This window comes from Cognatundibacterium squillarum (assembly GCF_014652435.1).
GTDB classification, from domain to species: Bacteria; Pseudomonadota; Gammaproteobacteria; order Burkholderiales; family Burkholderiaceae_D; genus Undibacterium; species Undibacterium squillarum.
Genome location: NZ_BMYU01000003.1, coordinates 281577 through 307208, shown reverse-complemented (window position 1 = coordinate 307208; position 25632 = coordinate 281577). Strand labels below are relative to the sequence as shown.

20 protein-coding genes and 1 tRNA gene are annotated in these 25632 nt (G+C 54.1%); 10 read left to right on the top strand and 11 right to left on the bottom strand.

The features are described from left to right. Positions 1-99: 99 nt before the first annotated feature. Entirely contained in the window at positions 100-585 is a 486-nt protein-coding gene (locus IE092_RS08440) for an SRPBCC family protein (protein ID WP_189356610.1), read from the bottom strand. Positions 586-668: 83 nt separating this feature from the next. After that, complete coding sequence (locus IE092_RS08435; protein WP_189356609.1) at positions 669-2132, bottom strand: M20/M25/M40 family metallo-hydrolase; 1464 nt, start codon at positions 2130-2132, stop codon at positions 669-671. 121 nt (positions 2133-2253) lie between these two features. Between IE092_RS08435 and IE092_RS08430 the strand changes: the two genes are divergently transcribed. From IE092_RS08430 to IE092_RS08420, 3 genes are read left to right on the top strand one after another with little or no spacing between them, the layout of a single operon-like run. Next, the gene (locus IE092_RS08430) at positions 2254-4299 is read left to right on the top strand and encodes a UvrD-helicase domain-containing protein (protein ID WP_189356608.1); all 2046 of its coding nucleotides are present in this window, start codon (positions 2254-2256) and stop codon (positions 4297-4299) included. Next, a complete protein-coding gene (locus IE092_RS08425) occupies positions 4299-5195 on the top strand; it encodes a TraB/GumN family protein (protein ID WP_189356607.1) in 897 nt (298 codons plus the stop codon). The genes IE092_RS08430 and IE092_RS08425 overlap by 1 nt, the downstream gene beginning before the upstream one ends. A 1-nt stretch (position 5196) precedes the next feature. Then, positions 5197-5607 carry a hypothetical protein gene (locus tag IE092_RS08420; protein ID WP_189356606.1) on the top strand — a complete coding sequence of 137 codons (411 nt, stop codon included), beginning with the start codon at positions 5197-5199 and terminating at the stop codon, positions 5605-5607. On the opposite strand, the gene IE092_RS08415 is transcribed toward IE092_RS08420, so the two are convergent. After that, a complete protein-coding gene (locus tag IE092_RS08415; RefSeq protein ID WP_189356605.1) occupies positions 5604-6410 on the bottom strand; it encodes a substrate-binding periplasmic protein in 807 nt (268 codons plus the stop codon). The two genes, IE092_RS08420 and IE092_RS08415, sit on opposite strands and share 4 nt — an antisense overlap. Before the next feature lie 238 nt (positions 6411-6648). Continuing rightward, positions 6649-7851 (bottom strand): head GIN domain-containing protein, encoded by a 1203-nt coding sequence (locus tag IE092_RS08410; protein ID WP_189356604.1) that lies wholly within the window; start codon positions 7849-7851, stop codon positions 6649-6651. A gap of 273 nt (positions 7852-8124) precedes the next feature. Here IE092_RS08410 and IE092_RS08405 point away from each other — a divergent pair, with 273 nt between their 5' ends. Continuing rightward, complete coding sequence (locus tag IE092_RS08405; RefSeq protein ID WP_189356839.1) at positions 8125-8754, top strand: YcbK family protein; 630 nt, start codon at positions 8125-8127, stop codon at positions 8752-8754. Between the two features lie 219 nt (positions 8755-8973). Here the strand turns inward: IE092_RS08405 and IE092_RS08400 are convergent, their stop codons facing one another. Both IE092_RS08400 and IE092_RS08395 read right to left on the bottom strand, forming a co-directional pair. Further along, entirely contained in the window at positions 8974-11727 is a 2754-nt protein-coding gene (locus IE092_RS08400) for a M16 family metallopeptidase (protein ID WP_189356603.1), read from the bottom strand. Positions 11728-11830: 103 nt separating this feature from the next. Next, positions 11831-12664 (bottom strand): D-hexose-6-phosphate mutarotase, encoded by an 834-nt coding sequence (locus tag IE092_RS08395; RefSeq protein WP_189356602.1) that lies wholly within the window; start codon positions 12662-12664, stop codon positions 11831-11833. A gap of 177 nt (positions 12665-12841) precedes the next feature. Between IE092_RS08395 and IE092_RS08390 the strand changes: the two genes are divergently transcribed. Both IE092_RS08390 and IE092_RS08385 read left to right on the top strand, forming a co-directional pair. Continuing rightward, entirely contained in the window at positions 12842-13231 is a 390-nt protein-coding gene (locus IE092_RS08390; protein ID WP_189356601.1) for a SirB2 family protein, read from the top strand. Positions 13232-13281: 50 nt separating this feature from the next. After that, positions 13282-14826: an amidase gene (locus tag IE092_RS08385; protein ID WP_229793101.1), complete on the top strand. Its 1545-nt coding sequence runs from the start codon at positions 13282-13284 to the stop codon at positions 14824-14826. Here the strand turns inward: IE092_RS08385 and IE092_RS08380 are convergent. Then, positions 14820-16412: a GMC family oxidoreductase gene (locus IE092_RS08380; RefSeq protein ID WP_189356599.1), complete on the bottom strand. Its 1593-nt coding sequence runs from the start codon at positions 16410-16412 to the stop codon at positions 14820-14822. The genes IE092_RS08385 and IE092_RS08380 overlap by 7 nt on opposite strands. A gap of 120 nt (positions 16413-16532) precedes the next feature. On the opposite strand from IE092_RS08380, the gene IE092_RS08375 reads away from it, so the two are divergent. Next, complete coding sequence (locus IE092_RS08375; RefSeq protein WP_189356598.1) at positions 16533-17543, top strand: AraC family transcriptional regulator ligand-binding domain-containing protein; 1011 nt, start codon at positions 16533-16535, stop codon at positions 17541-17543. On the opposite strand, the gene IE092_RS08370 is transcribed toward IE092_RS08375, so the two are convergent. After that, the gene (locus IE092_RS08370) at positions 17544-18008 is read right to left on the bottom strand and encodes a thioredoxin family protein (protein ID WP_189356597.1); all 465 of its coding nucleotides are present in this window, start codon (positions 18006-18008) and stop codon (positions 17544-17546) included. A 168-nt stretch (positions 18009-18176) separates the two neighbouring features. Between IE092_RS08370 and dinB the strand changes: the two genes are divergently transcribed. Further along, the gene (gene dinB / locus IE092_RS08365; RefSeq protein WP_189356596.1) at positions 18177-19244 is read left to right on the top strand and encodes a DNA polymerase IV; all 1068 of its coding nucleotides are present in this window, start codon (positions 18177-18179) and stop codon (positions 19242-19244) included. 15 nt (positions 19245-19259) lie between these two features. On the opposite strand, the gene IE092_RS08360 is transcribed toward dinB, so the two are convergent. Together IE092_RS08360 and IE092_RS08355 are read right to left on the bottom strand one after the other, a co-directional pair. Further along, a complete protein-coding gene (locus tag IE092_RS08360; RefSeq protein WP_189356595.1) occupies positions 19260-20018 on the bottom strand; it encodes a substrate-binding periplasmic protein in 759 nt (252 codons plus the stop codon). A 290-nt stretch (positions 20019-20308) separates the two neighbouring features. After that, positions 20309-20385 (bottom strand) — tRNA-Arg (locus IE092_RS08355). A 235-nt stretch (positions 20386-20620) separates the two neighbouring features. Here IE092_RS08355 and IE092_RS08350 point away from each other — a divergent pair. Further along, positions 20621-21157, top strand: a complete 537-nt coding sequence (locus IE092_RS08350; protein ID WP_189356594.1) for a c-type cytochrome — start codon at positions 20621-20623, stop codon at positions 21155-21157. Positions 21158-21187: 30 nt separating this feature from the next. Here IE092_RS08350 and IE092_RS08345 read toward each other — a convergent pair whose 3' ends face one another. Continuing rightward, positions 21188-21397 carry a hypothetical protein gene (locus IE092_RS08345; protein ID WP_189356593.1) on the bottom strand — a complete coding sequence of 70 codons (210 nt, stop codon included), beginning with the start codon at positions 21395-21397 and terminating at the stop codon, positions 21188-21190. A gap of 987 nt (positions 21398-22384) precedes the next feature. Here IE092_RS08345 and IE092_RS08340 point away from each other — a divergent pair. Next, positions 22385-25474: a TonB-dependent receptor gene (locus IE092_RS08340; RefSeq protein ID WP_189356592.1), complete on the top strand. Its 3090-nt coding sequence runs from the start codon at positions 22385-22387 to the stop codon at positions 25472-25474. The last annotated feature ends 158 nt before the right edge of the window (positions 25475-25632 follow it).

Below are 25632 nucleotides of genomic sequence, written 5' to 3'. Positions count from 1 at the left end.
ATTGTGGGGGGAAGTGTGTGCATTATCCCAGAAGCGCTTGCGCTCTGGCACGGGTTTACGCAGGCAAACCCGCAAATCGCTGCGCTGAAACGCGCAGGCTTAACCGTTGAAATGACCGTCTAACTGACCGCTTTCCGCCAGCTGGCGAATCTGCGATACCGTATCGACATCCGCTGCCTGATACGCGGAACGACGGTAATCATTCATCATTTTCTGTTCCGCATCATCGCTGTCCGGCAAATGGTCGTCGTACACAAAGCGCACAAACAGTGCCAGTGGCTGCGGTTCTTCAATGGTCATGCGCATGGTGGATGGCGGAATTTCGCCCTGTGCCGGGACATCGTAATGCACATGCTGCTGATGCGTCAGCGTGACGGTATCGCTGACCACCAGTTCGCCGTAACGCAGACGGCGCTGCATGCTGACTTCGGTGCGGTCTTCGATCAGTGCATCATCCAGATACGGAATAAACAGTTTCGGCATTTCCGCACGCAGCACCAGACCGCGCCACAGTTCGGCGCGGCTGATGACCGGAATCGCAGGATTGCTGAGGTCGTTAATGGCGACCAGATGTTCGAATTTCATAAAAGCCTTTCAGAGTGCGGGTGCGCCTGAGCGCGGCACCCGTAAAGACGCTAGTTTACTCTGTTGGCTGCCGTCTGCGCAGTTCAGCTTTTCTTCAGTGCCGGGCCGGAACCGAAATGCAGCGGTGATTGCGCTGCCATCCATGCAAATACCGCGTACGCAGCGCAGGACTGGCGGATACGCGCCGGTTCGACTTTGTCGAAAGTATCGTCGGCGGTGTGGTGGTAATCGAAATAGTCATCGGCCTGCATACTCAGACCGAAGCTCGCGGCGCCGGCATCGTGCAGCACGCCCATGTCCGGCCCGGGATGCGCCTGATTGCCACCGGCAGCAACGCCCAGCGGTGCCAGCACTTCCTGCATTTGCCGCACGATACCCAGTGCTTCCGGACGCACGCGGGAATCCAGCCTTTTGACCGGTCCCTGACCGGAATCCGCTTCCGATGCTGCCTGAATCCGGCTGATTTCCTGTTGATGCGCCGTGTGGTAAGCCTTGCCGCCGAGCAAGCCCTGTTCTTCGTTGGCATAAAACACCAGACGGATACTGCGGCGCGGACGCAAGCCTTGCCGTATCAGGCAATCCAGTGCGCCGGCGGTAATCATGCAACCGGCACCGTCATCCAGCGCGCCGGTGCCTGGGTCCCAGGAATCCAGATGGCCGCCGATCAGCACATACTCATCCGGTAATTCGGTACCGCTCCATTCGCCGATCACATTGTAAGAAGTAAAGTCCGGTGCACTGCGGGTTTGCAGGCGCAGATCCAGTTTCACCGGCTGGCCGCGCTGCAGCATGCGGTTCAGCAAATCGGCATCCGGATTCGACATGGCTGCCGCCGGAATTTGCGGCGCGCCATCGTCGTAGTGCATGACGCCGGTATGCGGCAGGCGGTGGCTGTCGGTGCCGACCGAACGGATAACCAGCGCCACAGCACCTTTGCGGGCCGCTTCAGAGGCGCCGCGTGAACGGCCGGAAGCCACATCACCGTATTCCGCCGATTTGCGCAGCTTATGGTCGATAAACACGATCTTGCCCTGCGCTGCACCGGCAGGCAAAGCTTTCAGCGCCGCCAGATCGGCAACGCGCAGGATTTCCGCCTGTATGCCTTGTTCCGGCGTGGAAATGCTGTGCCCGAGCGCAGTGATCTGCAACTTGTGCGGGAACGGGCTGATGACACTGGCGCTTTCGCTGATGCGTTCCCAGACCGGATACTGCACCGGTTCTTTCCAGACTTTATCCAGCTTCAGACTCTGCATGAAGGCAACCGCCCAGTTCACCGCCCGTAAATCCGCTTCACTGCCGGCCAGACGCGCACCGACTTCGGTGGTCAGACGTTCCAGCATTTCATAGCTGCGGTTATCGCGCAGGGCCAGATCGCGCAGTTTGTGCGCTGTCTGCATTTCTTCAGTTGTGAACAAGCCGCGCAGGCTGGGCGGGGCAGGCGGCGTCGGTTTTTGTGCCAGCGCGGACAGGCTGGCCAGCGGGCTGAGTACGAGGCCGGCGCTCAGGCTCTGCAACAGACGGCGGCGGGTGAACGGGGTGCGGGTCATGGTGTCTCCTTTATTGCTGCATTAGTCCCTGTGATCGCAGCCAAGTTCCCGCCGGCTGTAATGCTTTGCAGAGAAACGCAGAGGATGGGCTAGAATAGGCCGCTTGTCAGAGAGAAAACGCATGTCACACGGACTCAATCCCCCGCAACGCGAAGCAGTACAGTATATGGATGGCCCCTGCCTGGTGCTGGCTGGCGCCGGTTCGGGTAAAACGCGGGTGATCACGCAGAAAATCGCTGATCTGATCGAAAAGCACGGTTACGATGCGCGCAATATTGCGGCGCTGACCTTCACCAATAAAGCCGCGCGCGAAATGCAGGAAAGGGTGGCGAAACTGCTGGCGGAGCCGCGTCAGGCCAAGCAGTTAACTGTGTCCACGTTTCACTCGCTGGGCGTGAAAATTTTGCGGCAGGAAGCGCAGGCACTCGGTCTGAAAGACCGCTTTTCGATTATGGCGAGCGATGACTGTTTTTCGCTGGTGCAGGATCTGGCATTCACCACCGATAAGCAAGTGATACGCGGCATCCAGAATCAGATTTCGCTGTGGAAAAACGCGATGATTGATCCGGAACGCGCACTGCGCGAAGCGACCAGTCAGGACGATGACAGCGCGGCCCGTATCTACCGCAGCTATGTGGCGACGCTGGCGGCGTATCAGGCGGTGGATTTTGATGATCTGATCCGGCTGCCGGTGGAACTGTTCCGCCACAATGAAGCGGTGCGCGATAAATGGCAGCGCCGTCTGCGTTATCTGCTGGTCGATGAATATCAGGACACCAATACCTGCCAGTATGAACTGGTGAAACTGCTGGTCACCGGCATCGGTAAAAAACCGATGTTCACCGCCGTTGGCGACGATGATCAGGCGATTTACGCGTGGCGCGGCGCGACCATCGAAAACCTGAAAACCCTGCAGGTGGATTTTCCCGACCTGCGCATCATCAAACTGGAACAGAATTACCGTTCCACCACGCGCATTCTGCAGGCGGCAAATGCAGTCATCGGCAATAACCCGAAACTGTTTGAAAAATCACTGTGGTCAGAACACGGTCTCGGCGATCCGATCAAAGTCTTGTCCATGCATGATGATGAAGCAGAAGCGGAAACCATCGCGATGCTGTTGTCCGCACATAAATTTGAACGCCGTGCGAATTTTTCTGATTACGCGATTCTGTATCGCGGCAATCATCAGGCGCGGGTGATAGAACAGGCGCTGCGCCGTGAGCGTATTCCTTACACGATTTCCGGCGGACAGAGTTTTTTTGACCGCGCTGAAATCAAAGACATCATTGCTTATCTGCGTCTGATTGCCAATGAAGATGATGATCCTGCGTTCATCCGTGCGATTACCACGCCGAAACGCGGTGTCGGACAAGCCACGCTGGAAGTGCTCGGTGAATTTGCCGGGCAATGGCAGTGCTCGCTGTTCGCTGCTGCTATGAAAGGCGGGCTGGAAGCGAAGCTGAATGAACGTCAGTTGCGGCCTTTGCGCGAATTCTGTGAATTTATCAACCGTATCGAAGCGCATGCGCACCGCGAAGGTCATGCCGGTGAATTGCTGGATCAGATGCTGGAAGCGATTGATTACGAAGCGCATCTGTACGATAACGGCGATGACCGCGCGGCGCAAAACAAATGGCAGAACGTACTGGATTTCACACAGTGGCTGAAAACCAAGGGAAGCGGTGGACGTGACGGCGATGAAGATCACCGCAGTCTGCTGGATCTGACCCAGATGGTGGCGCTGATGACCATGCTGGACGGTAAAGATGAAGAGCTGGACGCAGTGCGCATGTCGACGCTGCATGCCTCCAAAGGGCTGGAATATCCGCATGTGTTTTTAGTCGGTGTGGAAGAAGGCATACTGCCGCATAAAGGCGATGAAGATGAGCCGGTGGAAAAACTGGCGGCGCGTATCGAAGAAGAACGCAGGCTGATGTATGTCGGCATTACCCGTGCGCAGCGTTCTTTGCATGTCAGCTGGTGCAAGCGGCGTAAGCGCGCCGGTACTACCATCAATTGTGATCCTTCGCGCTTCATCAAAGAAATGCGCCTGAATGAAGGCGATGCCATCCCGAAAGAAAGTGAAGTGCTGAGTCCGCAACAGCGGCTTGCCAATCTGAAAGCGCTGCTGGCGCAACCCCGTCCTGAAGGAAAGGAAAACTGATGTCTCCTGTCTGGCAAACCATCCGCCGCAGCTTTGTTTTACTGACGTTTTTATGGCTCAGCGCAGCGCAGGCTGCGGTGCCGGATACACCCGCCAAAGGCGTGCTGTTCAAAGCGCAGTCCGGCGACAAAACCCTGTATTTATTTGGCTCCGTGCATCTGGCGCGTGAAAGTTTTTACCCTTTGCCGGACAGTTTTGAACAGGCTTACCGCACTGCCGATACCATCGTTGTGGAAACGGATCCGTCTGATACACAGGCAATGATGCAGGCCGCGCCGATGATGGTGTATCCGGGCAATGAAAAACTGGAACAGCATCTGCGTCCGGCAACCTGGAAAAAGCTGCAGCAGCATACCGGCGGGCAGACGGCCGGTTTTCAGATGATGCGTGCACCGGTCGTGGCGACCGCACTGATTTCTCAATTATTCAGTTCAGATCAGTACAGCGCAGCACAAGGTATCGATTTGTTTGTGATACGCCGTGCCCGTGAAGATAAAAAAGATTTGCAGCAACTGGAAACCATGGCGTTTCAGATCCAGCAGCTGGTCGATCTGAGCGATGCGGAAGCCGATGCGATGCTGAGTCAGACGCTGGACAGTGTGCGTGACGGCAGTGCAAAGCGCGAAACCGAACAATTGCTGACCGCCTGGGTGCGCGGTGATGAACAAAAGCTGGCGCAGATTTTTGCCGCCAGTGCCGCACGTGATGCCGGTTCGCGCAAAATGCTGAAGCGTTTGCTGGATGACCGCAATGTCACGATGACAGAAAAAATTGAACAGCTGGTGCAGTCCGGCCGTCAGGTACTGGTGGTGGTCGGTGCCGGACATCTGGTCGGTGCGCGCAGCATTCCGGATTTGCTGCGTCAGCGCGGCTATCGTATTACCCGTGTGAAATAAGATGACTTTGCCTGAAAACCTGCAACAAAAAGTATTCCCTGATATCCGCTGGCAGCCGCTGGAAGACTGGAACGAAGCCGAAGCCTGGCTGGATTTGTATAACCGTGAATTGCAGCAGGCGCTGGAAGGACGACAATCGGAAGGGCAGGGTGTTTGCTTTACGCTGGTGCACGGCGGCGAACTGTATCTGCATACCAATGGCGACGGCGATATCCTGCTGGATGTGACACCGGAAGCCGCATGGGTGCAACCGGTACTGACTGCCGTTACGCGTCAGAATGCCCCGGCGGGACAAATCTGGCTGGTGGCCGGTGATCAGCTGATGCCTTTGCTGATGGGCTTGAACAGCCTGATCGCCAGTACCCGTTTAGTGCTGGCACACAGCTACCGCGCACGCGGCATGCGCTGTTAAGGATAAATTTGTTGCAGCACACCCTGCTGCTGCATTTTTTTCAAACCCTGATTGATGTCACGGATCAGTCCGTGATCCGATTCATAACGAATCGCAAAATGAATGCTGACGGACGACACCGGATTCGGTAACACGCAGAACCGTGGCGGTTGCGCAGGCTCTGCCGGAAATGCGCGCAGAAACTGCTGATTGATTTGTTTCGCGATGGTTTGCTGATCCTGACTGTAGGTGTAAATCACCAGCCCGTCCATGCGGCCCTGCGTCAGTTTCATCAGGCGGCCCGGCAAGCGGCTGGTATCGTTTTCCACCCGGAACAGACTGTGACTCAGCCGGTCAAATTCTGTGCCGTAACTGGTACCGTTGACCACGCCCAGTGTTTTGCCTTTCAGATCGCGCATCTGGCGGAACGGAAAGGTTTTATCGCACAGGGTGATGATAGAAACCCGTTCGGTGTAGACCGGATCAGAGAACAGCAGCTTGCGCTCGCGCTCCGGTGTCGGTGAGGCGCCGAACAGCAATCCTTCTCCTTCGTACGCCTGTTCCAGCGCGCGTTTCCACGGATACGGCTGAATGCGGAATTGCAGACCGGTGGTTTCGCTGAGGCGACGGAATAACTGCGCCGTGGCCGGTGAGGTGGGTAAGGGTCTGCCCTGTAAATCGACTTCTTCACTGATCAGCAGCGTCACCGGCGGATTGCCTGCGCTGGCAGGCGCACTGTACAAGCCGGTCACTGCAGAAAAAGCAGCGATGCCGGTAGCCACTGCAATACCGGAACGTAATACCAGCCGCACAGCACGACACAAAGACTTTGTGCGGGTGCTGTCACCGGGATTGCTGCAGGGTGCTGACCTGAATTTCCGCATGCGCTGACTGTGCTGTATACGGACAACGATTTGTCCTGATAATGGGCGCTGAATCAGTTCCAGTGTAGAAGAAAATCAGCACAAATGGCGCAGGAAGCGGAGCAGTGGCGGGGTTTGTTGCAGGAAGGACGCGCAAATCCGGCCGGATTTGCGCGTGGTATGGCAGAACGGAAAGAAATCAGACTGCGCCGTCGCGGGTCACGGTGACATTGCGGCTGTCACCATTGGCCTGACGGACTTTGACGCGCGCTTCACTGCTGCCGGTAACGCGCACATTCGCGGTATTCAGCAGCAGGTCGCTGGCGATCAGATCACCGCTGCCGCTGATTTGTGCCTTCAGAATTTTTGCCTGCCCTTGCAGATGGGCGTTACCGGGGCCGGTTAGCGTCAGATCCAGTTCGCTGCTGGTATCGGCAGCGCTGGTGAAATCGCCGGAACCATGCATGTTGGCGTTCAGCTTACTTTGCACATTACCCAGCTGCACATTGCCGGAACCGTTGATGGTGACACTGGCAGTCTGCAGCACGGATTGTTCAGTGCGGAAATCACCGGAACCGCTGACTGTCAGTTGCAGCTGAGCGATATTGCCGGAGATAAAGCTTTCGCCGGAACTGTTCATTTGCACCCGTGCGCTGTCCAGTTTTACATTGTTCAGATGCAGATCACCCGAGCCATTGGTTTCGGATTCCAGTGTACGCAGCGGGCCGCGCACTTCCACTTTGCCGGAACCGTTAATGGTGATACGTGCCGGAATTTCACGCGCGTCGCGGATTGTGATATCGCCGCTGCCGCTGTTGCGCACTTCCAGCGAGGCTGAAACCGTACCCAGACTCATATCGCCGGAACCATTGTTGTCCAGCACCAGTTTTTTGACTGCCAGCGTATCGGCATCGACGTCGCTGCTACTGTCATGGGTCAGCACCAGTTCTGCAGTTTCACCGCTCAGGCGCACATCGCCTGAACCTTCGGTACGGACTTCCAGTTTGTCATTTTTCAGGCTGCGCAGATCCATATCGCCGGAACCGGCTTGTACCAGACTGCGGATATCCGGCATCGTCACGTTGATGGTGCCCGGACGCTGTTTCCAGTGGAAAGAGTAATTTTTCTTTTTCAGACGCAGACGTAACTGATTGTTTTCCACGCTGACTTCCAGTTCCGGTACCAGTAATTCATCACCGGTAATATCGACTTTGGTTTCCGTACCCTGCGTGATGCGGACATCAAAAAAGGTTTCATTGCGTACGCTGGTGAAACCGGTGGCTTGCAGGGGCTGGGTGACGGTTTTGCCGCTGGTCTTTAATTCTTCGCCATTGATTTTGACTTCGCAGGCGGTCAGCAGGGAAACCAGCATGACGGCGATGAGAGAGGCAGGTCTGAACATGATGACTCTTTTCATAATAATTTAATGCCTGCAGTGTAAGGACAAAAGCTGCACAGGCATAGAGGCTTGCGACAGATTGCAAAAACTGCAGACTCAGCTGCAAATAGCGCCGATAAGCTTGCCGCACAGAGAAAAACCGGCAAAATACGGGCTGCGCGCTTGCCAGCGCGCAGCAGCAGTGGCATTGTCCGTGTATACTTTTTGCATCAGACCGGTGCACAGGCTGAGGCTGACACCGGCCATTTACGGATTTCGTTTTACTTTCAGATTGCTATGCCATCACGACGCCAGATTCTTCGTCAGACGCTGACACTGACCGCCGCCGGTTTATTCACAACCCGCGTGTTTGCCGGTGACAAACCCAAAAACGGTGAACTTGCACCGCCGCCGGATTTATTTGATTCTCAGGCGCTGGATATTGATTTCTGGGTCAAGCCGCGCACACTGGATCTGATCCGTCCGCAATCCGGTGAACGCAGCAAGCTGCTGTACTGGAAAGACGGCCAAGTGATCGACAGTGCGTATCAGGAACTGTGTCATATCCTGCGCGATGTGAATGGCAAAAAATCCGCGCCGATTGATCCCAAACTGCTGGAAACCTTATGGGCGACGCAAGCGTATATCGCCCGTTTCGGCATGACCAAACCGCTGGAAATTCTGTCCGGTTACCGTACACCGGAATCGAACCGCCATCTGATTGAACAGGGTGTACCGGCGGCACGGAAATCGCTGCATATGGATGGCAAGGCGGCAGATATCCGGATTGCGAATCTGCATGAAGAAGTGCTGGGCGAACTGATTCAGAGTTTCCGTCAGGGCGGCGTCGGCTTTTACTACCGCGCCACCGCCAACGGTGGCTGGATTCATACCGATACCGGTTTGCAGCGCAGCTGGAAAGGCTGAGTCTGAGGCTGCTGCTGATCCTGCCGTTGCCGGCATCAGCAATAAAAAAACCGCGATAATGACATCGCGGTTTTTTTATGTCCTGCAACTGCCTGCCAGCCTCCGAAAACACCCCAAATGCGGTGTTCAGCACAGCGATCCGGCGGTCGTCGGCAGAAAGTCCGGGCCTCAGGAAATGCCGGATGCGCATTTCTGCACAGCCGGCATCCGTCGTCCGGCTTATTTTGCCGGTGCTGCCGTCGCTGCTGCTGCGGCTTTAGCTTCGTCACCGGCGATGAAGAAGCTGATACGTTCCGGCTGGATATAACGACGGAAGGCTGCGTTGACCTGTTCCAGCGTCAGCGCCGCAATCTTGTCATCCATGGCTTTCGACCATGCCCAGGTGCGGCCCAGTTCCAGATTGCCGTTCCAGCCACCGGCCAGCGCGCCATCTGTCGTGCGACCCTGAACACGTTGCTGCAGCATGCCGGATTTGGCTTTCGCCAGTTCTTCCGCTGTGAAACCATCTTTCAGTGCTTTTTGCAGCTCTTCCTTGATCGCGGCTTCCAGCTTGGCCAGATTTTGCGGCGCAGCGGTTGCGGACAAGGAGAAGCGTGCCACCGGTTCATATTCATCCACGCTGACACCAGTACCGCCGCCGTAAGACAAGCCGTCTTTCTGGCGGATACGTTCCATCAGACGCGAATTCAGACCGGCGCCGCCGAAGATGTAATTGGCGACACGCAGTGCAGCGTAGTCAGGATGGTCTTCATTCATCGCAAAGCTCATGGAGCCGGAGACCACACCGTTTTCTTTATCCGGTGTGTTGAAGGTTTTGCGGACGGTTTGCACTTCCGGCAGTTTGGAGACCAGACGCTGGTACGGTGCTTTGCTTTCCCAGTTACCGAAGGCGCTGGCAATCGCTGCTTTGGTGGCTGCCACATCCATATCACCGACCACACTGATCTGACCGGCAGACGCGCCGTAGAAGGCTTTGTGATACTCACGTACCTGTTCCACGGTCAGAGCTTTGATATCGGCCAGCGATTCTTCCAGCGAGCGGAAGGCGCGGATATCACCTTTCGGATACGGATTGAAATGCTGATTGATGGCGCGGCTGACAATGCTGGATGGCTCATTCGCAGACGCTTCCAGATTCACAATCGCGCGTTTTTTCGCTTGCTCGAATTCATTCTCTGGGAAGTTTGCTTCACGCAGTACATGCGACACCAGTTCCAGCGCCTTGCTCAGGTTTTCTTTGGTGGTCTGGAATGAATACAGGCCGCCGCTCATTTTCAGGCGCGACATTTCATCCGACAATTGCGCACGGCTGTATTTGCTGGTGCCGGTGGTCAGCAGGCTGCCGGTCATCGATGCCACAGTGGATTTGCCCTGCAGGCTTTGTTGATTACCCCAGTGCAGGTTAATCGACACGTTCACGGTTTCGCCACGGTTTTTCTTCGGCAGCAGCGCCACTTTCAGCGGGCCGATGTTCGTGATTTCGGTACGCTTATCAATATTCGCCGGAGACGGATCAAACGCTTCGCCACTCAGTGCAGCGGCTTTTGGCTTGAAGTCTTTCATCACATCGGCAATCGCCGGTGCAGCCGGAATATCGGCACGCTGCAGTTTATCTTCCGGAATAAACATACCGACGGTGCGGTTATCGCGCACATAGTATTTTTTCACGGCGGCATTAACTTGTTCTGCCGTCACTTTTTCAGTGTCGTCACGGTCTTTGAACAGTGTGCGCCAGTCGCCGGTGGAAATGTATTCTGACATCGCCACGCCGATCGACTCGTGGTTATTCAGCATTTTTTCAAAGCCGTTCAGCGAATCGCGTTTGATACGGTCGATTTCTTCTTTGGTCGGCGGATTAGATTTGAAATCTTCAATACCGGCCAGCAGTGCATCGCGTGCTGCTTCCACCGATTCGCCTTTTTTCACAACGGCGGCGATCAGGCTCAGACCACCATCCACATTGCCGACCGAGGTCGAGAAAATCTGCGCTACTTTGCCGGTTTCCACCAGTTGCTTATGCAGACGGCCATGCGGTGTGCTGGTCAGCACACTGTTGGCGAAGCCGATGGCATCGCGGTCTTCATGCAGTGTGGACGGCACTTTATAGCCGACCATCACAATCTGAATATCTCCCTTACGACGCACGATCACACTGCGTTCGCCATCCTGGGTTGGCTCTACAGTCCACAGTTTCGGCAACACGCGGGTTGGTTTAGGAATTTTGCTGAAGGCATCCGAAATCCAGTTCAGCACTTTGGCAGTCTGGAATTTACCGGCAACCAGCAGCACAGCATTGTCCGGCTGGTAGTAAGTGCGGTAAAACGCTTGCAGGTTTTCGATTTTGACGTTTTCGATATCGCTGCGGTTACCGATGGTGGAATTGCCGTAGTTATGCCAGTCGTAAGCCACGCTTTGCATGCGCTTCATCAGAACGCCGAATGGCGAGTTTTCGCCGCGTTCGTATTCATTACGCACCACCGTCATTTCGGTGTCCAGATCTTTCTTGGCGATGTAGGAATTGACCATGCGGTCGGCTTCCATTTCAATCGCCCATTTCAGATTGTCATCGCTGGCCTGAAACAGTTCAAAGTAATTGGTGCGGTCCAGATTGGTGGTGCCGTTGGAACGCATGCCGCGTTTGTTGAAATCATCGTCGATATGCTGGTTCTTCGGTGTGCCTTTGAACAGTAAGTGTTCCAGCAAGTGCGCCATCCCGGTTTCGCCGTAATTTTCGTGGCGCGAGCCAACCAGATACGTCATGTTCACGGTCACCGTCGGTTTGCTGTCATCCGGCATCAGCAACACACGCAGGCCGTTAGCCAGACGGTATTCGGTAATGCCTTCCACGGTGGTGACCTGCGTCACGCCTTTCGGCAGGTTTTCTGCCAGGCTGTACGGGGTGGTGAACAAAATGGCGCCGCCGAGCACCATGGCGCGCAGCACCGGGCTCAGAGAAAGATTCGAAAATTTCATACTCGTCCTTGGTATTGGTCTGTGACTGGCAGATTTGTGGTCTGCGCTTTCTTTATTATCGGAATGGATCGTTCCGTCGTCCCTGTTACACCTGCAGCGACGGTCAGTTCTGGTCTGCAGCCGGTAATACCCGCAGTTGCTGCTGTCCGCACCAGCTTTGTCCGGCTGCCAGAATAACCGGCTGACCGATGGCTGCTGCTTCCACACATAACATCCGCTGATGGCCTTCCGGCTCCAGATCGCTGAGTTTGACAGCGCCGGTGGCTCCCGGGTTCCATACAACGGTATCGGCAAAGCCTTCGGATCTGATTTGCATCACTTGCTGCGGCTGCTGCAGACGTAATTCAGAAGGGGTATTCAGGTAAATCCTGTCGGTTTCTGCCGTGATGTGCAGGCTGTCAGCAGTTTCTGTGCATAACTGGCCGCCGTTCATGCTGTCACGGTACTGGCAATGCTGTAAGCCGTGCAGACGGGCGGCAGCGATATCCTGTACCGCAAAATAGGTATGCAGCGCAGCGGTAAAGGAGAAGGTGTCGGTTCCGGTATTGCGGATATCCAGTGCAATGTTCAGCTGATCTGCATGCACCGTCACGCGCAGCTGCGCCGTAAATGCATGCGGCCACACAGTACGGCTTGCTTCGTTGTCCTGCAGTACAAATACCGCAATGCCTTTACCCTGCGCATCGTTGCTGCAGGATTGCAGTGTCCAGTGTGCAGTGCGGGCAAAGCCGTGCTTTGGCAGGTTTCCCAGTCCGCCGAATTGCGGAAAAATCACCGGCACACCGCCACGTATCGCAACGCCTTCGCGCCATTCGCTGGTTTTGCTCAGAAACAATTGTTCCTGACCACCGGCCGGTATCCACGAGCAGACGTGGGCACCTTGTGCTGTCATTTGTACGCTGGCACCGTCGGCAGCGCGTACTGTGATTTTTTCCATAGAAAACCGCTTCCTTTGTGTGTTGAAATCGTCACGCATTTTTCTGAGCGGCTATTGTATGACAGCAAAGCCACAAGTCCCAAAACCACGGCAGCAAGCGTGCAGGTTTCAGAGTATGCTAGGCGCGCTGTTGATCTGAACCGATCCGGACGTGTCTGATTTCTGAAACGGGAGCTTATGTCTTACCTCGCTGTCAAACATCTTCATATGAGCTGCGCCGTGCTGACCGGCCTGCTGTTTTTTCTGCGTTTATGGTGGCGCTGGACGCAGCCCGCACGTTTAAACCGTCGCTGGGTCAGGGTATTGCCACATCTGATTGATACGGTCTTGCTGGCATCGGCGCTCACGCTGGCATATTTATCCGGTTTATATCCGCTGCAGCAACACTGGCTGACAGCCAAAGTGCTGGCGCTGATCATTTATATCGTGGCCGGTGCGATGGCATTGCGCCGTGCGAAAACCGTGGCAGGCCGCTTGTTGGCCAGTATCACCGCGATTGTTTGTTATCTGTATATTCTGGCGGCAGCGCATTTTCATTCTGCGATGCCGTGGCTGTTTCTGCACTGATCTGAATGCCGGTCGGTCCGGCTTCGCTGATTTTTCTGAACGGAGGAAGTATGCAAACCCGCTTACTGGCCAGCCTGATGCTGATGGCTTTCACGGCAGGCCATGCCGCAGCACAGACACCACCATCCACACTGGCGGAACAACAACAGGCATTGCGTAACGGCAGCCTCAGCGCACAGCAATTGCTGCAATGGTACACACAGCAAATCGCGCAAAAGAATCCGCAAACCGGTGCGGTGATCAGTCTGGACCCGCAGGCAAAACAAGCCGCGCTGCTGGCGGATCAGCAGAAAAATTTCCGTCTGCCGCTGGCCGGTTTGCCTTTGCTGATTAAAGATAATATCGATGCGCAAGGCACGATTACCACCGCCGGTTCGCTGGCGCTGGCAGAAAATCTGAAACAGCAGGATGCGCCGGTAGTGGCGCGTTTGCGTAAAGCCGGTGCCATCATCGCCGGTAAAACCAATCTCAGCGAATGGGCGAATCTGCGCTCCACACGCTCCACCAGTGGCTGGAGCAGTGCCGGTGCACAGGTGCGTAATCCGTATGACCCCGCACGCAGCGCCTGCGGTTCCAGTTCCGGTTCCGGCGCAGCGGTGGCGGCCCGCATGATTCCGGCTGCCATTGGTACAGAAACTGATGGTTCCGTGGTGTGTCCGGCTTCAGTGAACGGGCTGGTCGGTCTGAAGCCGACCATAGGGCTGGTCAGCCGTACCGGTATTGTGCCAATCAGCCACAATCAGGATACAGCGGGGCCGATGACATTAACGGTGCTGGACAATGCCTTATTGCTGAACGCGATGGCAGGCAGTGATCCGCAGGATCCGGTGACACGTCAGGCCGACCGCCGTCGCAGTGCGGATTACACCAAAGGACTGGATAAAGCCACGCTGAAAGGTAAACGGCTCGGCATCGTGACCAATCTGTCACAGGGTTACGATACCGATACGAAAGCATTATTTGAACAAACCCTGAGTCTGTTAAAGGCACAGGGGGCAGTGCTGGTGGCAGTGGAAATGCCGCATATGGAAGCCATCGAAAAAGATGAATTACCAGTATTGCTGACCGACTTTAAAGCCGGTCTGAATGCCTATCTGGCGACCACACCATCTGCCGTGAAGCCGCGGACGATGGCGGATGTGATTGCCTTTAATCAGCAGAATGCAGCAAAAGTGATGCCGCACTTTACGCAGGATCTGATGGAGCAGGCGCAGGCGACAGCGGGCTTACGTGATCCGGCTTATCGTCAGGCACTGGCGCGTGCCAAACGTCTGGCCGGTAAGCAGGGCATTGATGCGCTGCTGAAACGGCATCAGCTCGATGCGCTGATTGCGCCAACCACGGGTCCGGCATGGCCGATTGATTATGCGAACGGCGATGTGATCGAAGGCAGTGCCAGCACACCGGCGGCAGTGGCCGGTTATCCGCATCTGACGGTGCCAATGGGACTGGTGCGCGGTTTGCCGGTTGGCTTGTCTTTCTTCGCCGGTGCGTGGACAGAACACCGCTTACTGCAACTGGGCGCGGCGTTTGAACGCGCCAGACCGGCGCTTCCGGCACCGGTACTGCCGGAAGCGAAAGTCACAGCTCAGTGACCGGTTTTCAGTAAGTCAGCCAGCTTTTCCCCGATCATCATGGTCGGGGCATTGGTGTTGCCGCCGATCAGGGTCGGCATCACCGAAGCATCCGCAATCCGCAAGCCCTGGATGCCGTGCACCCGTAACTGCGGGTCAACTACCGCCATTGCATCCCGTCCCATACGGCAACTACCGACCGGGTGATACACGGTGTCGGTATGCGCGCGCAGCAAAGCACGGATAGCGTCATCGCTCGTAGCATTGGCAGTGCGCAGATCTTTGTCTGCCCACATGCGTAATGAAGGTGCCTGCATCAGTTTTTGCGTGAGCCGGAAACCTTTGACCATCGCTTCCAGATCCTCCTCTTCTGCCAGAAATGCCGGATCGATCAGTGGCGCTGCCAGCGGATCTTTGCTTTGCAGGCGCACGCTGCCACGGCTTTTCGGACGCAGCAGACACATATGGCAGGAGAAACCGTGACCGGTATGCAGCTTACGCGCATGGTCATCCAGCATCGCAATCACGAAGTGCAGCTGGATGTCGGGTGCAGGCAAAGCCGGATCGGTTTTCAGAAAGCCACCGGATTCCGCGCCGTTGGAACTCAGCATACCGCGCCGTTCGCGCTGATAACGCAGCGCTTCTTTGGTCAGCCTGACCGTGCCACCTGCAGAAATGCCGAGTAAATCCAGACTGCGTGAACGGTACTGGAACACGAAATCCGGATGATCCTGCAGGTTTTCGCCCACGCCCGGTAAATGCTGTTGTACCGGAATGCCCATAGCCTGCAGATGCGTCGCGTCACCGATGCCTGAGAGTTGCAGTAATTGGGGGGTCTGGAATGCACCCGCAGCGAGTATCACTTCACACTGTGCTTTCAGGATTTTGCGCTGACCGTTTTGCAGATATTCGACACCGGTCGCGCGCTGGTTTTCAAACAGAATACGGGTGACGGTACTGCCGGTTTCCACCCGCAGATTGCGGCGTTGTGGCAGATGCGGCCGCAGATACGCATGCGCCGCAGTCCAGCGCTGGCCCTGATACTGCGTGACCTGATACACGCCCAGACCTTCCTGCTCTGCACCGTTGAAATCGTCATTCAGCGGAAAACCGGCTTCCTGCGCTGCCTGCACAAAATGCTGCTGGAACGGGTTATCGCTGACCAGATCGCTGACATGCAGCGGGCCGGACTGCCCGTGGTAAGCCCCGCCCAGACGCTGATTGTTTTCGGAACGGATGAAGTAGGGCAGAACCTCGTCAAACGACCAGCCTTCATTCCCCAGCGCTGCCCAGTGATCATAATCCCAGCGATGACCACGGATATACACCATAGCGTTCAGGCCGGAGGAGCCGCCCAGCATTTTGCCGCGCGGCTGATATCCGCGTCTGCCGTTCAGACCGGCTTGCGGTACGGTTTCAAATGCCCAGTTATTGATGCGGGTCGGCAGCATGCCGATGACCGCAGCCGGCGTATTCACGATCCAGCTATTGCCGTTGCCACCGGCTTCCAGCACGGTGACCCGGCTGTCCGCATCTTCACTCAGCCGGCCTGCCACTGCACAGCCGCCGGAACCGCCGCCGACGATCAGATAATCACATACTTCCATTTTGTCTCCTGTTGCTGTTTGCCTTCAGCCGGCTTGCTGTGCGCCGGTCTCGCGTGTAGTGTCTGATCTTAGCGGCCGTATGCGGCCAAAAACAGGACAATTTCTGCCAATTTCAGCATCATGCCCAGCCTTGCTCCGTGGCTTTCTGTCAGTGATCCGGTATTTCCCGTGCATGCCTTTGCCGGCTTGCAGGCTTTGTCGCGTGAACAGGGCTGGCAGTTTCAGTTACCGGCGGACTCCGGAAACGGTACGGCACGTATCAGCTATCAGCAGGCGAGGGAAGTGCTTACTATGCTGCAAGCCCGCTACGGACGGGGGCTGGCGCTGTGGTCCGGCAGCAGGAAAGCTTTGCCGCAGCTGAGTTATCTGGCCGAAGGTTTGCTGGCGCAGGCAACGCTGGGCGAAGCCCTGCAGTTTGCAATGCAGTTTCAGCGCGTAGCCGGTGCCATGACCGGATTGCATGCCGGACTCAGCGGACAACATCTGATCATCCGTGCTGAAGCCTTGTTCGCTGATCCGGAGCTGGAAGATTTTCTGGCGCTCGATCATCTGACGACAGCACTGATGACAGCACGCCAGCTTGGCGGTGCGGCAGTGACTGCGCAGCGGCTGGAGTTGCGTTGTCGCGGACTGAGTGAGCAATCGGCGCTGGAACAGCTGTTTGGCTGCCGTATTGTTTTCGGTGCCGATGAAAACCGTATCGTTCTACCGGCCGGCATTGCCGCACAGGAAATCCGGAAAAATGCGCCGGCACCTGCTGCACAGGCGAAGCAGCGCTGTGAAATGGCGATACGGGAACTGGACAGCGTACAAAAGCCGACGCTGTTGCAGCGTATCAGCAGTGAGCACTGGGATGGGATGACTGCGGCAGCGGCAGCAGAGTCCGTGCACATGAGTGAGCGTGCATTTCACCGTGCTTTAGCGCGTGAAGGCGTGCGCTTTGCAGTGCAGACGGAGCAACTGAGAATGCAGAAGGCCCGCGCCGCATTGCTGGCCGGAGAAAGCAGTGAGCTGCTGGCAGAGCGGCTCGGCTATGCGGACGAGCGCAGCTTCCGCCGCGCTTTTCAGCGTGTACACGGGCTCAGCCCGGCACAATACCGCCGCCGTCAGGCGGCGGCTGCGGCGAACTGATTACTGGCTGACGATCTGATTAAAGAAGTCGTACACACCTTGTTCGCTCATACGGCGTGCGTTCGACAATTCACCGCCTTTGGAAGCAAACAGCACGGTGTTGTCCGGTTTCAGTACCACAGCTGCCGGAATACCTTTTTTGATCGGATTGCCGTAGGCTTCAGCCAGATCTTTGTTTTTATCGAACTGACCGACATCCACTTTCACCAGCACGAATTTTTTGCTGATCAGTTCAGCACTTTTGCCATGCATGGATTTATCCAGTTCCAGGCAATCCTTGCACCAGTTCGCACCGAAAATCACCAGCACATTTTTACGTTCTGCTGCTGCCTGTTTGCGTGCCTGTGCAACGGCTGCCGGCGCATCGGCCGTTTCATCATACGGTTTATCGGCGGCCTGACTGAAGCCGGAAGCGAGTAATAAACCAAGGCTGGTAACAGCCGCTAAAAAGTGACGTTTTTTCATCAAAGTTCCTTTTCTGGCAGGGAAATTGGGACGGTCATTTCAGTTTGTGCCGTTTTCGTTAATCATAGTGCCACAAGCCGGAAGAGTTTGCCTGACGGATCTGCTGTTGCGCATTGCCGCTGACCATGGTTTTTGCATAAAATACTGTATAAATACACAGTTTTGCCGATGGCAACCCGAAAGCCTGCGTTGAAAAAGATTATCCACTGCGACTGCGATTGTTTCTATGCATCGGTTGAAATGCGCGACGATCCCGCATTACGCGGTCGTCCGCTGGCGATCGGTGGCAAACCGGATCAGCGCGGTGTGGTGGCAACCTGCAATTACGAAGCACGTGCCTTTGGCATCCGTTCAGCGATGCCGATGTCGCAGGCGGTGCGGCGCTGTCCGGATTTACTGATCCTGCCGCCTGCCATGGAAAAATACCGCGCGGTATCGCGTCAGATTATGGCGATCTACCGCGATTACACCGCGCTGGTGGAACCCTTATCACTGGATGAAGCCTATCTGGATGTCAGCGCCTGCGAACGTTTGCAGGGCAGTGCCACCCGCATTGCGCAGGAAATCCGGCAGCGGGTAAGGGATGAAGTGGGCGTGACGGTGTCTGCCGGCGTTGCGCCGAATAAGTTTCTCGCCAAAATCGCCAGCGACTGGCAAAAGCCCGACGGCATGTTTGTGATTTTGCCGGCGCAGGTCGATGCATTTGTGGCGGATTTGCCGGTGGAACGCCTGTTCGGTGTCGGCAAAGTCACTGCGGCACGCCTGCATCAGCTCGGCATCCGCACCTGCGCCGATTTACGCACCCGCAGTCTGCCGGAGTTGTTGCAGCAATTCGGCAAAATGGGGCGCAGTCTGTATTTACTGTCGCGCGGTCAGGACGAGCGTGCCGTGGAGCCGGACAGCGAACGTAAATCGGTGAGTGTGGAAGAAACCTATGCGGAAGATTTGCCGGATGTCGCCAGCTGCCTGCAGGAATTACCGGTGCTGTACGAAGCGCTGATCGCACGTGCGGAACGTTGTCAGGCCTTGCCGCATGTGCATAAGCTTTACATCAAGCTGCGCTTTTCGGATTTCAAAATAACGACTGTCGAATGCGTGGGCAGTGCGCCGGATTTGCAGCAGTATCAGGAATTACTGCAAACCGGCTTTGCCCGTCGCCACCGTCCGGTACGCCTGATTGGTCTGGGACTGCGTTTGCAGGATAAATTGCCGCAAGGGCAGATGCCTTTGTTTTAGGCAGACCGGGTCTGGTCAGCGCATGTATTTATTGCGTAATTTTTCCATCTGGCCGGATTGCTGAACCTTGTCGAAAGCCTGGCGTAACTTCAGCAGCAGGGCCGGATCACTTTGCTTATTCAGTGCCAGATAGTACTGGGCATTTTGTTCCAGCAACAGGACGGGCTCCAGTTCGTCAGGTGATCTTTCCAGCGCCTTCATCATAAATGCGGCACTCCAGTCCTGAGAAATAATCAGGTCGGCTCTGCCCATCAGGAATTTCCGGAAATTCGATTCCACGCTGGGCGCCAGTTCCATTTGCGCTTCCGGCACGGCAGCGTCTCTGACAAAGGCTTTGGTGGAAGCCATTTCCCGTACTGCGCCGATCCGGTAGCGACTGCAATCGGCCAGCGACCGGACCACGATATCGCTGCGGCTTTTCAGTTTGTAGACATAAATCAGACGCGGTGAAACCGGACCTATCCACTCAAATAAATCTTCGCGTTCAGGATTTCTGACAATAGAAAAAATCAGCGTATTCGGCTGGTTTAAAGCCTGCTGATAGGCACGTGCCCACGGAAAAAACTGTATTGGCGTGTTCAGCCCTGCCTGTTTCATCAGTGCGTGCACCACTTCTACGGTATAGCCCTGCGCTACGCCATTTTCTTCATAATTCAGCGGCGGCAGATTTTCGCTGACCAGCTGCAATTGCACCGGTTGCGCCAGAGCAGGCAGTAAACTGCCTGTGAACAGGAATCCGCCGATCAGATGCAACAAAAAACGCCGTGTACTCATATGGGTAACTGAGCTGACCGGTGTGCAGGCAGATCCTTGCCTGTACCGGCGGAGCTGAGAACATGCTCCGTTGAAAAAAGTTTGCCAGATTTTAGGGTGACTTCATGTCATTTTAGTGACAAACCCGCCTGTGCTTCCAGACGGACGGACCTGATTCCGTGCAGCGGAGACAATTGTTGACATTGGAAAGCAGCGTTCAGCGGGAGAACCGGCGACGACTGTGGTGATCGTGCAATAGGCAGACAGGGAATAGAAGAGATCAGCAGAGAATTACAGCAGGAGGGAAAGTGTGGCGCGCCAGACACGAATCGAACGTGCGACCCCAGCCTTCGGAGGGCTGTACTCTATCCAACTGAGCTACTGGCGCGCGGCAGAACAAGCGCAGTATTCTACCCGAAATTCGTTTTGACCGATGCCATCCGGCTAAAGAAATTTTCTTTTCGTCCAGACAAAGTGAAGCTTTCTTGTTTCAGCTCAGATTCGCTCACATTCCCATTGAATTTTATTAGTTCTATAATCAATCGCCACCCTGCAGCTTGTGAAAGCTGCCCGAGAATGAGAACAATCTGACTGTTTAATTCAAATTATCTGATGAGGAATTTATGAGCGACGCGCACGACCAACACGAATCCGTGATCAAAACCCCGAAACAACTGATAGTCGCTGTGCTTGCCGGATTTCTGGTTCCCATCATCGCCATCATGCTGCTGGTGCAGTTTGTCTCAAACGGTAAAAAAGAACCGGCCGGTTCAAATGCTTTATCACCGGAAGCTGTGGCATCCCGTATTCAGCCGGTGGCGGATGAAGGCTATACCTTCAAAGATGCCAGCGGTCCGAAAGTGCTGATGGCCGGTGATGCCGTCTACAAAATGGTTTGCTCTGCCTGTCACGACACCGGTGCAGCCGGTGCGCCGAAGTTCGGTGATGCCGGCGCGTGGGCTGCCCGTATCGCGCAAGGCTACGACACTGTGCTCGAGCACGCGATCAAAGGTATCCGCGCGATGCCGGCCAAAGGCGGCAATGCAGACCTCAGCGATGTGGAAGTGGCGCGCGCCGTTGTGCATCTGGCCAATGCCGGTGGTGCAAAATTCAAAGAACCGGAAGTGAAAGAAGCACCGGCTGAAGAAGCTGCAAAATAAACATCACTGCACCGGCAGCGTAGTTGCCGGTCAGTCTCCTGAAAAACACCGCTGTCTGAAAAGATCGCGGTGTTTTTTTATCGTCATTAATAAGCTTACCGGTTCGATCTGATATTCCAGTCTTCCCCGTGTTTTGCAGCGGCTGACTGCCGTCACCCGGACACCTGACTTGCCAGCCCGTTTTTCCTTCATGTCGTATGTTTTGCCTGCTCCCGGCAAGGCACGCTGCGCATCTCCCATCGCGGAGTCCCCATGCCCCGAAGACGCCCTGAACTGCCCGAAAATGCCTCAAATGCGGCATTTAGCATAGCAACCAGCCGCTCCACGGCAGAAAGTCCGGACTTCCGTTTTCCTTAAATGACGAAGATTGCACAGTGAATCATGTGGTCAGGTACATGCGTGTGCTCTCGTCGAACCTCAGGAAATACCGGCATGCCAATCTGCTGTGGAAGGTAGTTGCGGAAATATAAATTTTTTGGCGGCATTTCCGTGAATATGCCTGCTGATCCTCTGAAGATATGCATTTACCGATCTTGCTTGCCACATTTGAAATTTCAGGGCGTTTGTTTTTTTAACATTTGCACTGTATTACCGGAGATGACTTATTTGCCATCATATTAAAAAACAAATAAAAATAATTGCGCCGATCGTTTTGCACCAAAAAACAACACCCCAAACTGGCATTGCACCAAAACTGTGCTGTTAAGCAGATATTAATATGGTGTTGTGTTTTTGCAAAAGAATACAAACATCGAAAAGCAGATCGCGAATAAGAATGAAATTCGGAAATTGTGCCTATTTCTTTAATTTGTCCAAATATATGCAAGAAAACCAGTGCCGTGTGGAATTAAATATTGCTCTGCACAAAATAGAAGCATTGATTTTTTGCCCCGTTTTTGCAGCGATTTGAAGTGTTGTATTTAAGGGAATTCGTTAGATCCCTTCATTGACACTGTATGTGTTGAAATGTTTCCATGATGGGTAATATTTTTCGGAACGTTAATTTGCAGGGCAAACAAAAGTTTGTTTCTGTAAAAAAACAAAATCGTGCAAACGCACAAAAACAAACGAACCGGAAATATTGAACGAGGTGTAGTAAGTACTGAAGCAACGTTACCGGAGCAAAAGATTTCGGAACGTTAACAGACTCACAAAAAACAAGCTGCCAGACGACGAAATACTTCGTACTTCTGGCTGCAATGTTGAATTGGATACTTAGGAACTCACATGTCTAAAAATCGTTTAGTACTCAAAAAGAAGCTGGTTGCGCATGCATTAATGCTTGCGTTCGCCGCTTCTGCATCATCAGTTGTCTACGCGCAATCGAACACCACTGGTTCTATCTATGGTCAGGTTTCTGCACCTGCCGGTGCCAGCATTCTGATTGAAAATAACAGCGTTGGCTTCAAACGTACCCTGACCCCGGATGCAAATGGTCGTTTCCAGGCTTTGTCTTTGCCAGTCGGCGAGTACAAAGTTTCCCTGATTCGTGATGGTAAAGTGGAGCGTTCTGAAGACGTTTCAGTCAGCATCGGTGCAGGTAAAGAGGTTCCGTTTAATATTGCTCAGGTTCAGGTGGTTGGTCGTGCTGTCAGCCGTATTGATGTCTCTGACACCAATCAGGGCCTGACATTCACTGCAAAAGAGCTGGCGAAAATTCCGGTTGCCAATAATATGGGCGCAGTGATTCAGTTGGCACCAAGCGCTGTCAAAGGTGATCCTCGTTACGGTGGCAGTGGCGCACCAAGTATCGGTGGTGCTTCTGCATCGGAAAATGCTTACTATATTAATGGTTTCCCGGTCACGAATCCGCTGACACAGGTGGGTTTCTCCCAATTGCCGTTTAATTCGATTCAGACCGCACAGGTACTGACTGGTGGTTATGGTGCTGAATTCGGTCGTTCGACTGGTGGCGTCGTTAACGTAGTAACAAAAAGCGGTACAAATGACTGGGTAGTCGGTGGTGCGTTTTCGTATAGCCCGGATGCCTTGCGTGCAACTTCGTTAGATATTGTTTATCCGAACTCTAACAACAAGGTTCGTCAAAAACTGGCGAATGAACAAATTGATTCTTGGATGGCGAGCGCCTATGTCGGTGGCCCGCTGATCAAAGATAAATTATTCGGTTTCGTCAACGTTGAACAAAATCGTTATACGCGCACCGGTACACGCTTGGTCGATTCCGATCCGGCATCTGGCGCTTCCGGCTGGGAAGAGCGCACAATGAAAACGCCACGTATGCTGGCGAAGTTCGACTGGAAAATCACAGACGACCACTCTCTGGAGTACACTCTTGTTCGTGATACGCCAAAAGATAACCGTAAATACTTTGGTTACGATTACAAAACAAATTCTGTTAATCGTGTAAAGGGTGGTGAAGTAAATTACGAAAGCTATGGCCCGAATCCGATTGCAGCACCGACTGGTGGTAATCTCGATATTCTGAAATATACAGGCCACTTTGGTGACGATTTCACATTGACAGCGATGTATGGTCGTACCAAAATTGATCGTGTGCAGGAGCAGATTGGTTACAATCCAGCAATGCCGCAAATCAATGTTGTAGATGCAGCGCCAGGTATCAACTATGTAAATAATCAGCCATTTACTGATGACGTATTTGCGCCAGGTTCTTACAATAAGTCTTCCGGCTATCGTCTCGATATCGAATATCGCGTAAATAACTCGCATACACTGCGTGCTGGTATCGATCAGGTTAAACTGAATTCCTACGGTGGTACATCGACTGCTGGTGGCATTTTGTGGAACTATGAGTCTGATACTTGTGGTGCGCAAATTGCAGCACCGGGTGCACCACTGGTGCCGACCAATCTGCAAAATGGCACAACTTGCTATTTCGCGCATTCTCACCAGTTCAAAGCGATTAATCCTGCCAAAGTAGATCAGTCGGCACAGTACATCGAAGATAAATGGCAAATCAATAAAGATATGCTGTTGGTTCTGGGTCTGCGTAATGAGCAGTTCACCAATTTCAATGATCAGGGTCAGGCTTTCATCAAGCAAGATCGTCAGATTGAACCGCGTATTGCCGGTACTTGGGATTTTACAGGCGATAACTCTTCTAAAGCGTTCTTCAACATTGGTCGCTATCACTTGCAAATGCCTGCAAACGTTGCGATCCGTGGTGCGGGTGCCTCTACATTCATCGATCAGTATTTCTCTTATACTGGTATCGATCCTGCAACTGGCGCACCAACGGGTTTAGTTGCACTGACACCGAAGTTTTCTCCTGACGGTGAGACGGGTAATCCTAAAGATGTAGGTTACGTTGCAGCCAAAAATCTGGGTTCCCACTATCAGGATGAGATTGCGCTGGGTTTTGAAAAAGCATTGTCTAAATCTCTGAACGTCGGTGCTAAGGTCACTTACCGTGTACTGAAAAACACGCTGGAAGACTTCTGTGATCCACGTCCTATTCAGAACTGGGCGAAGAAGAACGGCGTAGCAACCGATAAGTTCGATGGCACAGGTAAATTTGCTGTCAACGGACCAGCATGGAGCTGTGCGATTATCAACCCGGGCAAAACTAACGTTTTCGAGCTGGACGTTGATGGTGACGGTAAGAATGAACGCGTTGTGTTGACACCGCAGGATTTGGCTGGTGGTCAGAGTACTCGTGACGGTGCTGCAATGCCTGAGGCGTCCCGTAAATATCTGGCGCTGGACTTCTTTGCTGAACATCCGTATGACGGTAAATGGTATGGTCGCGTAAACTACACTTGGTCCCGTTCTGAAGGCAACACTGAAGGTCAGTTGAACTCTGATCTGGGTCAGTCTGATCCGGCAGCGACGGTTTCTTATGACTTTAAAGAGCTGATGGAATATGCGAATGGCCGTTTGCCGAATGATCGTACCCACGTCATCAAAGCGTTTGCATACTACAGTCTGACTTCTGAAGTAACTGTTGGTGCTAATCTGTTGCTGGCTTCTGGTCGTCCACGTAACTGCCTGGGTAAATACCCGGACCCAGCTAACCTGGCATCTCAGAACTATGGTTCTTCCCTGTTCCACTATTGCGGAACTGGTGCCGATCCATCACAAGGCACACCAGCACCTTCTCCACGTGGTTCTGTTGGTAACCTGCCATGGACAAAAACTCTGGATCTGAACGTTTCTTACCGTCCAAACTGGATGAAAGAGCTGATGTTTAAAGTTGACGTATTTAACGTCTTCAATAATCAGTCTGCAGAACAGATCCGTGAACGTGCATTGCCAGCGAATCGCTACGGAATGGTTGAATCATATGCAGCACCTCGCTCTGCAAAACTGACCGTACAATACGATAAGAAATTCTGATCTCAGAATAGATTTTCGTACCTGAAAAATCCCTCGCCGGGTAACCGGCGGGGGATTTTTTTTTGGCGGAGTGCAATATTTTCTGGGAGCAAAGAAATATAGAAAGTCAGAAAAACCGTTGTATTTTTGGTGTTATTGAAACCTACACATTGACACAA

Excerpts from the sequence above, each read along its gene's own strand:
- IE092_RS08440 (WP_189356610.1), bottom strand. The coding sequence starts at position 585 with ATGAAATTCGAACATCTGGTCGCCATTAACGACCTCAGCAATCCTGCG.
- IE092_RS08385 (WP_229793101.1), top strand. The coding sequence starts at position 13,282 with ATGCAAACCCGCTTACTGGCCAGCCTGATGCTGATGGCTTTCACGGCA.
- IE092_RS08395 (WP_189356602.1), bottom strand. The coding sequence starts at position 12,664 with ATGGAAAAAATCACAGTACGCGCTGCCGACGGTGCCAGCGTACAAATG.
- IE092_RS08360 (WP_189356595.1), bottom strand. The coding sequence starts at position 20,018 with ATGAGTACACGGCGTTTTTTGTTGCATCTGATCGGCGGATTCCTGTTC.
- IE092_RS08430 (WP_189356608.1), top strand. The coding sequence starts at position 2,254 with ATGTCACACGGACTCAATCCCCCGCAACGCGAAGCAGTACAGTATATG.
- IE092_RS08350 (WP_189356594.1), top strand. The coding sequence starts at position 20,621 with ATGAGCGACGCGCACGACCAACACGAATCCGTGATCAAAACCCCGAAA.
- dinB (WP_189356596.1), top strand. The coding sequence starts at position 18,177 with ATGGCAACCCGAAAGCCTGCGTTGAAAAAGATTATCCACTGCGACTGC.
- IE092_RS08340 (WP_189356592.1), top strand. The coding sequence starts at position 22,385 with ATGTCTAAAAATCGTTTAGTACTCAAAAAGAAGCTGGTTGCGCATGCA.
- IE092_RS08405 (WP_189356839.1), top strand. The coding sequence starts at position 8,125 with ATGCCATCACGACGCCAGATTCTTCGTCAGACGCTGACACTGACCGCC.
- IE092_RS08390 (WP_189356601.1), top strand. The coding sequence starts at position 12,842 with ATGTCTTACCTCGCTGTCAAACATCTTCATATGAGCTGCGCCGTGCTG.
- IE092_RS08410 (WP_189356604.1), bottom strand. The coding sequence starts at position 7,851 with ATGTTCAGACCTGCCTCTCTCATCGCCGTCATGCTGGTTTCCCTGCTG.
- IE092_RS08435 (WP_189356609.1), bottom strand. The coding sequence starts at position 2,132 with ATGACCCGCACCCCGTTCACCCGCCGCCGTCTGTTGCAGAGCCTGAGC.
- IE092_RS08380 (WP_189356599.1), bottom strand. The coding sequence starts at position 16,412 with ATGGAAGTATGTGATTATCTGATCGTCGGCGGCGGTTCCGGCGGCTGT.
- IE092_RS08400 (WP_189356603.1), bottom strand. The coding sequence starts at position 11,727 with ATGAAATTTTCGAATCTTTCTCTGAGCCCGGTGCTGCGCGCCATGGTG.
- IE092_RS08375 (WP_189356598.1), top strand. The coding sequence starts at position 16,533 with ATGCCCAGCCTTGCTCCGTGGCTTTCTGTCAGTGATCCGGTATTTCCC.
- IE092_RS08425 (WP_189356607.1), top strand. The coding sequence starts at position 4,299 with ATGTCTCCTGTCTGGCAAACCATCCGCCGCAGCTTTGTTTTACTGACG.
- IE092_RS08370 (WP_189356597.1), bottom strand. The coding sequence starts at position 18,008 with ATGAAAAAACGTCACTTTTTAGCGGCTGTTACCAGCCTTGGTTTATTA.
- IE092_RS08345 (WP_189356593.1), bottom strand. The coding sequence starts at position 21,397 with ATGGGAGATGCGCAGCGTGCCTTGCCGGGAGCAGGCAAAACATACGAC.
- IE092_RS08420 (WP_189356606.1), top strand. The coding sequence starts at position 5,197 with ATGACTTTGCCTGAAAACCTGCAACAAAAAGTATTCCCTGATATCCGC.